At 49.5% G+C, this 12201-nt stretch carries 9 protein-coding genes; 6 read left to right on the top strand and 3 right to left on the bottom strand.

The window, feature by feature from the left end:
- Positions 1 to 10: 10 nt before the first annotated feature.
- Together QT990_RS23695 and hisD are read right to left on the bottom strand one after the other, a co-directional pair.
- The gene (locus tag QT990_RS23695; protein WP_333107034.1) at positions 11 to 439 is read right to left on the bottom strand and encodes a universal stress protein; all 429 of its coding nucleotides are present in this window, start codon (positions 437 to 439) and stop codon (positions 11 to 13) included.
- A 322-nt stretch (positions 440 to 761) separates the two neighbouring features.
- Complete coding sequence (hisD, locus tag QT990_RS23690; RefSeq protein WP_333305308.1) at positions 762 to 2075, bottom strand: histidinol dehydrogenase; 1314 nt, start codon at positions 2073 to 2075, stop codon at positions 762 to 764.
- Positions 2076 to 3363: 1288 nt separating this feature from the next.
- Here hisD and rpsT point away from each other — a divergent pair.
- The 3 genes from rpsT (at position 3364) to QT990_RS23675 (ending at position 4953) form a co-directional block, all read left to right on the top strand.
- Positions 3364 to 3666 carry a 30S ribosomal protein S20 gene (rpsT, locus tag QT990_RS23685; RefSeq protein ID WP_333066838.1) on the top strand — a complete coding sequence of 101 codons (303 nt, stop codon included), beginning with the start codon at positions 3364 to 3366 and terminating at the stop codon, positions 3664 to 3666.
- Positions 3667 to 4022: 356 nt separating this feature from the next.
- Positions 4023 to 4802, top strand: coding sequence for a TatD family hydrolase (locus QT990_RS23680; RefSeq protein ID WP_333411016.1), 780 nt, complete (start codon positions 4023 to 4025; stop codon positions 4800 to 4802).
- The gene (locus QT990_RS23675; RefSeq protein ID WP_333305306.1) at positions 4771 to 4953 is read left to right on the top strand and encodes a hypothetical protein; all 183 of its coding nucleotides are present in this window, start codon (positions 4771 to 4773) and stop codon (positions 4951 to 4953) included. The genes QT990_RS23680 and QT990_RS23675 overlap by 32 nt, the downstream gene beginning before the upstream one ends.
- 205 nt (positions 4954 to 5158) lie before the next feature.
- Here the strand turns inward: QT990_RS23675 and QT990_RS23670 are convergent, their stop codons facing one another.
- Complete coding sequence (locus QT990_RS23670) at positions 5159 to 5302, bottom strand: hypothetical protein (RefSeq protein WP_333305303.1); 144 nt, start codon at positions 5300 to 5302, stop codon at positions 5159 to 5161.
- A 102-nt stretch (positions 5303 to 5404) separates the two neighbouring features.
- On the opposite strand from QT990_RS23670, the gene rpoB reads away from it, so the two are divergent.
- The 3 genes from rpoB (at position 5405) to QT990_RS23655 (ending at position 11987) form a co-directional block, all read left to right on the top strand.
- Positions 5405 to 8791, top strand: a complete 3387-nt coding sequence (rpoB, locus tag QT990_RS23665; RefSeq protein ID WP_333054817.1) for a DNA-directed RNA polymerase subunit beta — start codon at positions 5405 to 5407, stop codon at positions 8789 to 8791.
- A gap of 149 nt (positions 8792 to 8940) precedes the next feature.
- A complete protein-coding gene (locus QT990_RS23660; protein ID WP_333142355.1) occupies positions 8941 to 10029 on the top strand; it encodes an HNH endonuclease in 1089 nt (362 codons plus the stop codon).
- A gap of 83 nt (positions 10030 to 10112) precedes the next feature.
- Positions 10113 to 11987, top strand: a complete 1875-nt coding sequence (locus tag QT990_RS23655; RefSeq protein WP_333142354.1) for a DNA-directed RNA polymerase subunit gamma — start codon at positions 10113 to 10115, stop codon at positions 11985 to 11987.
- Positions 11988 to 12201: the final 214 nt, after the last annotated feature.

Genomic DNA, 12201 nt, shown 5'->3' with positions numbered 1-12201 from the left:
ACCGGCCTACTTACTTCGCCCGCACCACCAACACCGAACAAGGAGCCTCAGCCACAACCTCCGCACTCACCGAACCCTCCAAAATTCGCTTTAAACCAGTCAAACCCCGACAGCCGATCGCAATTAAATCGGCTTTATAGATATGAGCCAAACGCACAATTTCTTCTGCTGGTTGTCCCGAAACAATCTCCAATTCGCTCTGGCAAGGCAACTTTTCCTGATAAGATTGCAGTAACTTCTCCACCTCTCGGTAAGCAATCTCATCTCCCTGAGCGTGAGGTCGATCGACAACCGCGTCAAAATCCGACCTACCAGAACTGACAACATGAACTAGAATCACCTTTGCCGTCGGTTCTAGCTGAAATTGCCCTACAACTTGCAATACCTGAGTCGCTAACTCTGAATTGTCGATCGCTACCAAAACAGTATTCAATACCATGCACCTTTAAATTTCAGATACTAGACTTTAACTTTTCGCTGATTGTCGCCTACTTTCCACAATTTCGCCCTTCCCACCAACATCATTATTACCTACCCCGAAACCCGGTTTCTTAACATAATTGCGTCATTTAAGCAAGATTCTGGAAGAAACCGGGTTTCTTAAGCCCGCAGTGCGTAACTCCGTAGGTGCAAATAAACTGGGTCGCTTGTCACAGAATGTAAAGCTACCATAATCGCAAGAGAATTGCTTCCTTTCATTGCATTTCACTCGCTTTTGACTACCTATGTATTTTGCCGATCGCCAATCTCAAATCTACCATCTAAAACTCACCCTTTCCCTCATTTTCAGTCCGCAGCCGCACCGAATCAGCGTGAGAAGGAAGCCCCTCAGCTTCTGCCAAAACATTAATCGCCCTACTCACCTTCTTAAGTGCAGCCGGCGAATATTGAATCAAACTCGAATGCTTCATAAAAGTTTCGACACCCAGCGGCGACGCATAGCGCGGAGCCCCAGAAGTCGGCAAAGTGTGATTCGGGCCAGCCAAATAATCACCTACAGCTTCCGGCGTCGAGCAGCCCAAGAAAATCGCCCCAGCGTGGCGAATTTGGTCGAGCAAAGCCCAGGGATCTGCCACTTGCAATTCCAAGTGTTCGGGCGCAAACTCGTTAGAGAGTTCCGCCGCCGCTTTGAGCGAGTCAACTACCACGACTAAACCATAGTTGGCGATCGCCTTTTCTGTTAAAGTTCGGCGCGGGTGATTTGCCAACTGTCTGTCTACCTCAGCCACCACCTTTCTAGCCAGCACCGAATCCGCCGTCAGCAAAATTGCCGACGCCATCGAATCGTGCTCAGCTTGAGCCAACATATCCGCAGCCACGTGTACAGGATTCGCCGAAGCATCCGCAATAATCAACACTTCCGACGGGCCAGCCAGAGAATCAATTCCCACAGTCCCGTAAACCAGTTTTTTAGCCAGGGTGACGTAAATATTCCCCGGCCCAGTAATTAAATCCACCTTCGGAATAGTTTCCGTACCGTAGGCCAAAGCCGCGATCGCCTGCGCCCCGCCTACCCGATAAATCTCATCAACTCCCGCTTCCTGAGCCGCTACCAGCACCGCAGGATTCATTTTCTTCTCCTGTCCGGGGGGAGTACACATCACCAGTCTCGGCACCTTGGCGACCTTCGCAGGAACCGCATTCATGATCACCGAGCTTGGATAGGACGCCTGACCGCCAGGAATGTAGATTCCCGCTCGATCGACCGGCGTGTAGCGCTTGCCCAAAACAATCTCGTCATCACCAAACTGCACCCAAGACTTGGGTACGCGCTGTCGGTGAAACGCCTCTACCTGTTTGCAAGCCAGCCGGATGGCATTTAATAATTCTTTTGACACCTGCTGGTAAGCAGCATCCAATTCGGCGCCTGTCACCCGTAAATCTTCCACATTTAGGGTCATGCGGTCAAATTCAGCAGTGTAGTGCAGCACAGCCCGATCGCCTCTGCGCCTTACAGCTTGCAGCACCTCCCGCACGGTGGCTTCTTTGTGAACGACAAGTTCGTCATGGGTGCGATCGCAGATCCGTCGCAGTTCAGCTTGTGCCTCAACCCACTGAGTAATGATTCGCAGCATGGAGATTAGGAATGCCGTCTATAACTTCACTAACATTTGCTTGACAATTGGGGATTTTTGTGGCTATCTCCTAGAGAAGTAGGCCACCACCAGTCCACAAGCTTAAACCGCGATAGTCGCGGCATTTTCCAAGGCTTCAGTGCAGCGTTTAAATCTCTGTCGAGGATTTTGCAACACTGAGGACAAGTCACAACCTTCTGCTACACAAAACTTGGCTAAACTTATTTAAGTCTCACCATTCAATCAGGATTGCTCCTGAAGGGTCTGCTTCCTGTTTCACCCAAGGGAGTCGGCTCCTTCTTGTCCACAGGCGTTAATTCGGGTGTAGCCCACCCTAATTGAGTTAATTTTAGTTGAAGCTTTTAGCCATGAGTCATCCAATATTTTCAACCCATTTAACGAAACGCGGACTCCCGTTCGACCTTGTAATAGGCTGGTCAGTTTTGACTTGCACGCTGGTTTACTCTCCCAGATAATTAAGCCTTTGTTTTCGGCACTGATGTAATCATACCGCCCCGAATGTTAACCATTCAAGTTAAGTATGACTAATTTTAGTAAACTTTTTGGCTATGCAAGTCCAACTCTAGGAATTGCCCGCCAGAGAACCGGTTGCGGAGGGAGAGGGTGGGAACGCAGAGGGGGAGAGTGTCAGACCCCGATATGATCCGAGAGGGAGAGTGTTCGAGGGGGAGAATTTTGATTCTGCCTTCTACCTTCTACCTTCTGATCCGGCTGTCTTCTACCTTCTACCTTCTACCTTCAGCTTTTTACCTTCTACCTTCGGTAAGTGCTTCTTGCCGAAGCCCAAATAACCCGTATTCTTTCTTATAGCTTAACTTGGATTTTTCAGAGAATTGGATTTTAAGCAAAATAGGTGCTATATTAGTTTTTCCAACACCTGATAATTTTTTTATAAAAAAACGCCAAATTATTGTATACTTGAAAATTGCGCGCAAGAAACCGTGACTTTAACTCGTGACGGTGGAAACACCGCAAAACGCCTCCGTAACACCCGTGTCATACCTGTGGGTATTGTCAGGGGTAAAGAACAGGCAGTTAAATGAGTCAATAAAAAATTATTGCGCGGGCGCCGCCAAAAAGTAGCCACAGACTCAGCTCAATCTGAATCTCAATCTGAGCGAATGGAAAGTGGCTGTCTCACTCCGCCATTAAAAATCAAGCTTTTTGCGGATCGATCCCGAAAAGGTTGTCCTTCAAAATCCCCGTGTCTTGGGACTGTCTTGAGACTAGGGTGTATCAATGAATACCTACTTCCAGCAACTGAACTATGGCAAATATTAAGTCCGCCGTCAAACGAGTCAAAATCGCCGAACGTAACCGCTTGTACAACAAATCTTACAAGTCAGCGGTCAAAACTTTGATGAAGAAGTATTTCGCGGCCGTAGACAAGTACGCCGCAGCTCCGAGCCCGGAATTAATGCAAGAAGTCCAGCAGCGAATGTCTGAGGCCTACAGCAAAATTGACAAAGCTGTCAAAAAAGGTGTACTCCACCGCAACAACGGCGCTCGTAAAAAGTCCCGCTTGGCAAGAACCCTCAAGCCACACGAAACATCCTCGGTAGCGTCTTAAGGAAGCAGAAAGTTCGGCAACGAAGCAGTGTACAAGATTGAAGGGATGGATGTTGAGGGAAGAAGTCAATCGATTTTCGATTTTCGATTTTCGATTTTCGATTGAAGCATTGACTTGCGCGAGATAAATTCGGGGGGCAAGTTTCATCGGATACAGGTTTTTTATTTCTGGACGGATGAATCACGTGGCGGGTATCCTGGATGCTTGATTGTCAAGCGTGAAGCAGGAAGAAGGAAGAAAGAAGACGGAAGATTTTTCCCGCACACTCTCTGCCACTCCCACTCCCAGACTCTCTCACTCCCCCCTCGCCCTATCCCACCAAGACTCTCCCGTATCACCTCTAATCTGCTTCCCCCATGCAGCTCATCGACACTCACGTTCATATCAACTTTGAGACCTACAAATCTGAGTTAGAAGCCATTCGAGAACGCTGGCGCGAAGCTGGTGTAGTTCGGCTGGTTCATTCTTGTGTAGAGCCAGAAGAGTTTGCCGGTATTCAAGCAATCGCCAATCAGTTTGCAGAAGTCTCGTTTGCGATTGGACTCCACCCCCTAGATGCGGACAAGTGGAAAGACGAGACTGCCAGCCAGATTAGGGAATTAGCAAGTTCGGACTCTAGGGTAGTGGCGATCGGCGAAACCGGACTGGACTTTTATAAAGCTGACGATCGAGAACACCAGTTTAAAGTGTTTGAGGCACAGCTTGAAATCGCCCAGGAACTTGACAAACCAGTCATTATCCACTGTCGCGACGCCGCCGCCCCAATGGCCGAAATGCTGAGGAACTTTTGGCAAACACGCGGGCCAGTGCGCGGGGTCATGCACTGCTGGGGAGGCACACCCGAAGAAACCCAGTGGTTTTTAGACCTAGGTTTCTACATTAGTTTTAGCGGAACAGTCACCTTTAAAAAAGCCTTGCAAATACAAGAATCAGCTTGTATGGTAAATAGCGATCGCATCCTAGTCGAGACAGATTGCCCTTTTCTCGCCCCCGTACCCCAGCGGGGAAAACGCAACGAACCAGCCTACGTCTACTACGTAGCCGAGCAAGTTGCTAAATTGAGAGGAGTTTCTCTCTTAACTCTGTCCCAGCAGACAACCGAAAATGCCTGTCAGCTATTCGGCTTTTCTGTTTAGTTATAGCAGAACAGAGAAACGAGGAAAACAGGTTGGTTTAGGAGCCAGCGATCGGGACAATCCCATTTCTATCCAGCCAGAAAAACCGGATTCATCCTTTATTGGAGATTCTTTTGGCGTTGCCTGTTGCGATCGGATTTGCGTCCTATAATAAAAAGAACCGACCGATCGGGCGTTGGCTTAGTCTCCGCGACTGCGATGTCGCCCAGGAACTACCAACACAACGCGAGTACGCTAACCTTCGGGATCGGTCAAAACTTCACGCAATACCTCAAACTTACACACTCAAACTTACACATCAGAAGAAACTTGGAACCTCAGCAATTTGGCAATAGCTGTCAAGTCAATTTTAGGAGTCAAAAGTGTAGGGAATTCACCCAGGGATACCACGAGATCAGAGCTAAAAGCATCTCGATCGAAACTAAAATCCGCACAAAAATACTGCGAGCCACCAGCAAAAATAACCGTTGCATCAGTTGGCAGGCGATCGAAAACATCATATAAATTCTCTCACACAATCCATCAAAAAAACGCAACAAGGTAAAAAAGCCCAGCCTTGGCGCCATGTAAAAAGCTAGAGCCACTGCGGAAAAAGGACACCCATGACCACTAAAGATTACACAGAATTCGCCTTCACCTTGCCCGACCTGATCGAAATCCAGCGGGCAAGTTTTCGCTGGTTCCTAGAAGCCGGACTGATCGAAGAACTCGACAGCTTCTCCCCGATTACAGACTACACGGGCAAGCTGGAACTCCACTTCATGGGCAAAGACTTCAAACTCAAGCGCCCCAAATATGATGTGGACGAAGCCAAGCGGAGGGACAGCACGTACTCGGTGCAAATGTACGTCCCCACCCGCCTGATTAACAAAGAAACAGGGGAAATCAAAGAACAAGAAGTCTTCATCGGCGACTTGCCCTTGATGACCGAGCGCGGCACTTTCATCATCAACGGCGCAGAACGGGTCATCGTCAACCAAATCGTGCGTTCCCCCGGCGTGTACTACAAATCGGAAACCGACAAAAACGGTCGCCGTTCCTATAACGCCTCGCTCATCCCTAACCGTGGCGCTTGGCTGAAATTTGAAACAGACAAAAACGATTTAGTCTGGGTCAGAATCGACAAAACCCGCAAACTCTCAGCCCAGGTGCTGCTCAAAGCCCTCGGCCTCACCGACGGCGAAATCTACGACTCACTCCGCCACCCGGAATACTTCCAAAAAACGATCGAGAAAGAAGGACAATTCGGCGAAGAAGAAGCTTTGATGGAGCTCTACCGCAAACTCCGTCCCGGTGAACCCCCCACCGTGGCGGGCGGCGAACAGCTCCTTAACTCGCGCTTTTTCGACCCCAAACGCTACGATTTGGGCCGAGTCGGCCGCTACAAACTCAACAAAAAATTGCGCTTGACAGTCCCCGATACCACGCGGGTGCTGACATCGCAAGATATCTTGACGGCGATCGACTACTTAATTAACCTCGAATTCGACATCGGTTCCACCGACGACATCGACCACTTAGGCAACCGTCGCGTCCGCAGTGTCGGAGAACTGCTGCAAAACCAAGTCCGCGTCGGACTCAACCGCTTAGAACGGATCATCCGCGAAAGAATGACCGTCTCGGATGCCGACTCCCTCAGCCCCGCTTCTCTGGTCAACCCCAAACCGCTGGTAGCAGCAATCAAGGAATTCTTCGGTTCCTCCCAGCTATCGCAGTTCATGGATCAAACCAACCCTCTGGCAGAACTAACGCACAAACGTCGGCTTTCCGCCTTGGGCCCTGGAGGTCTGACTCGGGAACGGGCCGGGTTTGCAGTGCGGGACATTCACCCGTCCCACTACGGCCGGATTTGCCCGATCGAAACACCAGAAGGCCCGAACGCCGGTCTGATCGGTTCCTTAGCAACCCACGCCCGCGTCAACCCCTACGGCTTCATCGAAACTCCTTTTTATCCAGTAGAAAAAGGACGGGTGCTGCGCGACAAAGCGCCTGTTTACATGACAGCCGATGAAGAAGACGATTTGCGCGTTGCCCCCGGAGACATCAGCCTCGACGAAAACAACAACCTCTTGGGCGAAACCGTAGCCGTCCGCTACCGCCAAGAATTCACTACCACCACTCCGATGCAGGTGGACTACATGGCGATTTCGCCCGTGCAAATCGTCTCCGTAGCGACATCGCTGATTCCGTTCTTGGAACACGACGACGCCAACCGAGCTCTGATGGGATCGAATATGCAGCGGCAAGCTGTGCCGCTACTGAAACCAGAACGGCCCCTCGTCGGTACGGGCTTGGAAGCTCAGGCGGCGCGAGATTCCGGGATGGTTGTGGTTTCCCGGATCGACGGCGAGGTGATTTACATCGACGCTACCCGGATTATTGTCAAACCCCTGGCTGTAGATGCCGAATCGAATTCCAGCGAAGAACATTTCCTGATTAAGGAATACGACGATCTCAAAGTCAAACAGCCCTCGGTTTGGAAGCAAAAATATGCTGGCTGCATCGAACACGAACTGCAAAAATATCAGCGTTCTAACCAGGATACTTGCTTAAATCAGCGTCCGCTGATTTATGAGGGCGATCGAGTCGTAGCAGGTCAAGTGCTCGCTGATGGTTCCTCCACGGAAGGGGCAGAACTCGCTCTGGGTCACAACATCCTCGTAGCTTATATGCCTTGGGAAGGCTACAACTACGAAGACGCGATGCTAATTAGCGAGCGTTTGGTGTACGAAGATGTCTACACTTCGATCCACATTGAAAAATACGAAATCGAAGCCCGTCAAACCAAACTCGGCCCCGAAGAAATCACCCGTGAAATTCCTAACGTCGGCGAAGACGCGCTGCGCCAGCTAGACGAACAAGGAATTATCCGCAAAGGTGCCTGGGTAGAAGCCAGCGACATCCTAGTCGGCAAAGTCACCCCCAAGGGCGAATCCGACCAACCGCCGGAAGAAAAACTGCTGAGGGCAATCTTCGGCGAAAAAGCCCGCGATGTGCGCGACAATTCCCTCCGCGTCCCTAACGGCGAAAAAGGCCGCGTGGTGGACGTGCGGGTGTTTACCCGCGAACAGGGTGACGAACTGCCCCCCGGCGCCAACATGGTCGTCCGCGTCTACGTGGCTCAAAAGCGGAAGATTCAAGTCGGCGACAAAATGGCCGGCCGCCACGGGAATAAGGGTATTGTGTCCCGGATTCTGCCGATGGAGGATATGCCTTATTTGCCCGACGGGACTCCCGTTGACATAGTGCTCAATCCCTTGGGCGTACCGTCGCGGATGAACGTGGGTCAGATTTTTGAGTGCTTGCTGGGATGGGCGGGCGAAAATCTGTCGATGCGGTTCAAGATGGTGCCTTTTGATGAAATGCACGGCGCTGAAAAGTCTCGCGAAACCGTACACGGCAAGCTACAGGAGGCACGCGAAAAAACCGGCAAGCCTTGGGTGTTTAATGAAAAGCACCCCGGCAAGACTATTGTCTACGATGGCCGAACTGGGGAACCGTTCGATCGTCCGATCACAGTCGGCATCGCTTATATGCTGAAGCTGGTGCACTTGGTAGACGACAAGATCCACGCCCGTAGCACAGGCCCTTACTCGCTGGTAACGCAGCAGCCTTTGGGCGGCAAAGCGCAGCAAGGGGGTCAGCGGTTCGGAGAAATGGAAGTCTGGGCTCTGGAAGCGTTCGGCGCAGCTTATACTTTGCAAGAGTTGCTGACTGTGAAGTCGGACGATATGCAGGGGCGGAATGAAGCGCTGAATGCGATCGTCAAAGGCAAAGCTATTCCGCGCCCCGGTACGCCGGAATCTTTCAAGGTGCTGATGCGGGAGTTGCAGTCTTTGTGCTTGGATATTGCCGTGCACAAGGTGAATACGTCCGACGAGGGCAGCGAGCACGTTGAGGTGGATTTGATGGCAGATGCTGGGGGCAAGCGATCGCCCTCCCGGCCTACTTACGAATCGCTTTCTCGTGACGAACTTGACGAGGATTAGGCATTAAAGATTTTAGATTAAAGATTAAAGATTTTTTGACAGCCTTCAATTCTTTAATCTTTAATCGACAATCTCAAATTAAAATGCCTCAGCAGTGTTCGTACCACTGCTGAGGCGAATCAACGCTCTAAACAGGAGAGACGCTGAACATGAATATTGTAACAGTTGTCCCAGGAATTCAAGGAGAAGTTGACCGGGCGACGGGCTGTATTAATTGGCAAGGGAGCAAGTTTGGCAACGGTTACGGGCGCAAGTGGATCGATGGCAAAACAGTATTAGTCCACCGTTTAGTCCTCGAGTCGAAAATAGCAGGGTTCCTCGGTTCCGGTTATTTTGGTTGCCATACCTGCGACAATCGAAGCTGCATCAACCCGGCACATCTGGTAGTAGGTACTGCTGCTGAGAATACCGGGCAGATGATTGGGCGCGATCGCAAAACTCCCAGACGCAAAAGTATTCCCGGTATTGGCATATTGTCGATCGCACAACTACGGGAAATTCAGACTAAATATTTATCTGGAACCATCAAGAACCACCTAGCAAAAGAGTATGGAGTACAACATGAAACTATTACTAAGATACTTCAGACAAATATTCCCGATAACTTCACTACAGTTTCACCCAATTTTTTAGGAGAAATTCAAGACAGCGGCTGCATCATTTTCTCAGGTGGAAAGGATGGTCAAGGTTATGGCAGATACTGGAAAAATGGGAAATTAAAATCAGTTACCCGTGCTGTTTTAGCCGAGAAATTAGGATATGAACTTCCGACTTCGATGGATGCTTGTCATACCTGCGACAATCCCAGTTGCATCAATCCAGAACACCTTTGGGCAGGTACTCGCACTCAAAATTTGTTAGATGCTTCTAAGAAAGGACGCACTCAAGGAAAAAGTCATCCTCTTTCCAATGCCAAATTAGATTGGGAAAAGGTGCGAGAAATTCGACAAAAGCTAGCAGCAGGAGAGAGGATGAAGGATGTAGCACAGGAATACAGTGTCGGCCGCAAAACCATACACGATATTAAATATCACGTCACTTGGAAGGAAGCAGGCGAAGAGGTTCCAGTTCCTCGCATGGGTGGATATCTCGATCGAAAATTGACTTTCGAGCAAGCTCTTGAGGTACGAAAAAGGATTAGAGATAGAGAATCAATCTCTCAAATAGCTGATGACTTAAAAGTATCCTCAAGTGTTATCTATGATATTAAAAATAATATCACTTATAAAGGAGTATAAGAGTGATTTAAACCTAAAAAAAGCACAGAAAAAAGATAAACCACCCCAAATAATCTACTGTAAATTATCAATTGGAGTCAAGAATGGCTAAAATAGAACAACGCTTTGATTACGTCAAGATCGGGTTAGCTTCACCCGAAAGAATTCGACAGTGGGGAGAGAGGACTTTACCCAACGGTCAGATAACTGGAGAGGTGACAAAACCAGAAACAATTAATTATCGCACGTTAAAACCTGAAATGGATGGCTTGTTTTGCGAGCGCATTTTTGGGCCTGCAAAAGATTGGGAATGTCATTGTGGGAAGTACAAACGAGTTCGCCATAGAGGCATTGTTTGCGAAAGATGCGGTGTAGAAGTCACTGAATCTCGCGTCCGCCGTCACCGGATGGGATTTATCAAATTAGCGGCTCCCGTAGCTCACGTTTGGTATCTCAAAGGCATCCCGAGTTACATGGCAATTCTGTTAGATATGCCGCTGCGAGATGTCGAACAAATCGTGTATTTCAATGCCTACGTTGTCCTCAATGCAGGTAATGCAGAAAAGCTGCAATACAAGCAATTGCTCACCGAAGATGCTTGGCTGGAAATAGAAGACGAACTTTACAGCGAAGATTCCACGCTGACGGGCGTAGAAGTAGGCATAGGTGCTGAAGCTTTGCAAGTTTTGCTGCAAAATATTCCGCTAGAAAGTGAAGCGGAAAAGTTGCGGGAAGATATTGCTAATGCTAAGGGTCAAAAACGGGCAAAGTTAATTAAACGCTTGCGGGTTATTGACAACTTCATCGCTACGGGTTCTCAACCCGATTGGATGGTTCTCAACGTGATTCCCGTGATTCCCCCCGACTTGCGGCCAATGGTGCAGTTAGACGGCGGCCGTTTTGCAACCAGTGACCTCAACGACCTCTATCGGAGAGTCATCAACCGCAATAACCGCTTAGCTAGACTGCAAGAAATTCTGGCGCCGGAGATTATCATCCGTAACGAAAAGCGGATGCTGCAAGAAGCAGTGGATGCGCTGATTGACAACGGTCGCCGGGGCCGGACAGTGGTGGGGGCAAATAATCGGCCGCTGAAGTCGCTGTCGGACATCATTGAAGGGAAACAAGGTCGCTTCCGGCAAAACTTGCTGGGTAAACGGGTTGACTACTCCGGGCGTTCCGTGATTGTGGTGGGGCCGAAGCTGAAGATTCATCAGTGCGGATTGCCGAGGGAAATGGCGATCGAACTTTTCCAGCCCTTCGTCATCCACCGCCTAATCCGCCAAGGATTAGTCAACAACATCAAAGCAGCCAAAAAACTGATTCAGCGCAACGATCCTAGTGTTTGGGACGTGCTTCAGGAAGTGATTGAAGGACACCCAGTAATGCTAAACCGGGCCCCCACCCTGCACCGTTTGGGGATTCAAGCCTTTGAGCCGATTTTGGTAGACGGGAGAGCAATTCAGCTTCACCCGCTGGTTTGTCCGGCCTTTAACGCCGACTTTGACGGCGACCAAATGGCCGTACACGTGCCATTGTCTCTGGAATCTCAGGCCGAAGCGCGGTTGCTCATGCTGGCTTCTAACAACATTATGTCGCCGGCTACTGGGAGACCGATCGTTACTCCTTCTCAAGATATGGTGCTCGGTTGCTATTACTTGACAGCCGAAAATCCTGACGCTCAAAAAGGAGCCGGTCACTATTTCTCCAACCTCACCGACGCAGTTGTAGCTTACGAGCAAGGAGTTGTTGACTTGCACTCTTATGTGTGGGTGAGGTTTCAAGGCGCTATCGAAAACACAGAACCGGAAGGAGAACCGCTGAAAGTAGAACGATCGACTGACGGCATAGTGACGAAGGAATATAAGTTCCGCCGGGTTCGGGAAGATGGGGAGGGTAAGGTGATTAATCAGTTTATTCGCACTACTCCGGGCAGGATTATTTATCACCAAACTATTGAGTCGGTGATAAATAATTAGGAAGTAATGGGTAAGGGGTGGTGGGTAATGACTGATAAGTAATCGCTAATAAATAATGGTGATTGAAGTTAGAAAAGTTACCCATTACTACTTACTAATTACTAATAAATACGGTTGGGTTAAGAAGGGGTGGGTGAAATGTTGGGTGGGTGAAATGTTGGGGTTAGTTCCACGGGCCCAACCTACTTACTACTACTTACTACTGCCCTCTGCC

Origin of the sequence: Microcoleus sp. T3_B1 (genome assembly GCF_036700445.1) — a bacterium.
Classification (GTDB): domain Bacteria; phylum Cyanobacteriota; class Cyanobacteriia; order Cyanobacteriales; family Microcoleaceae; genus Microcoleus.
The sequence above is the reverse complement of the archived record's forward strand: the minus strand, read 5'-3'. Positions and strand labels throughout refer to the sequence as shown.

Bases quoted from the DNA above. Each gene is read 5' to 3' on its own strand.
- QT990_RS23680 (WP_333411016.1), top strand. From the start codon at position 4,023: ATGCAGCTCATCGACACTCACGTTCATATCAACTTTGAGACCTACAAA.
- QT990_RS23695 (WP_333107034.1), bottom strand. From the start codon at position 439: ATGGTATTGAATACTGTTTTGGTAGCGATCGACAATTCAGAGTTAGCG.
- QT990_RS23670 (WP_333305303.1), bottom strand. From the start codon at position 5,302: ATGATGTTTTCGATCGCCTGCCAACTGATGCAACGGTTATTTTTGCTG.
- rpsT (WP_333066838.1), top strand. From the start codon at position 3,364: ATGGCAAATATTAAGTCCGCCGTCAAACGAGTCAAAATCGCCGAACGT.
- QT990_RS23675 (WP_333305306.1), top strand. From the start codon at position 4,771: ATGCCTGTCAGCTATTCGGCTTTTCTGTTTAGTTATAGCAGAACAGAG.
- QT990_RS23660 (WP_333142355.1), top strand. From the start codon at position 8,941: ATGAATATTGTAACAGTTGTCCCAGGAATTCAAGGAGAAGTTGACCGG.
- hisD (WP_333305308.1), bottom strand. From the start codon at position 2,075: ATGCTGCGAATCATTACTCAGTGGGTTGAGGCACAAGCTGAACTGCGA.
- QT990_RS23655 (WP_333142354.1), top strand. From the start codon at position 10,113: ATGGCTAAAATAGAACAACGCTTTGATTACGTCAAGATCGGGTTAGCT.
- rpoB (WP_333054817.1), top strand. From the start codon at position 5,405: ATGACCACTAAAGATTACACAGAATTCGCCTTCACCTTGCCCGACCTG.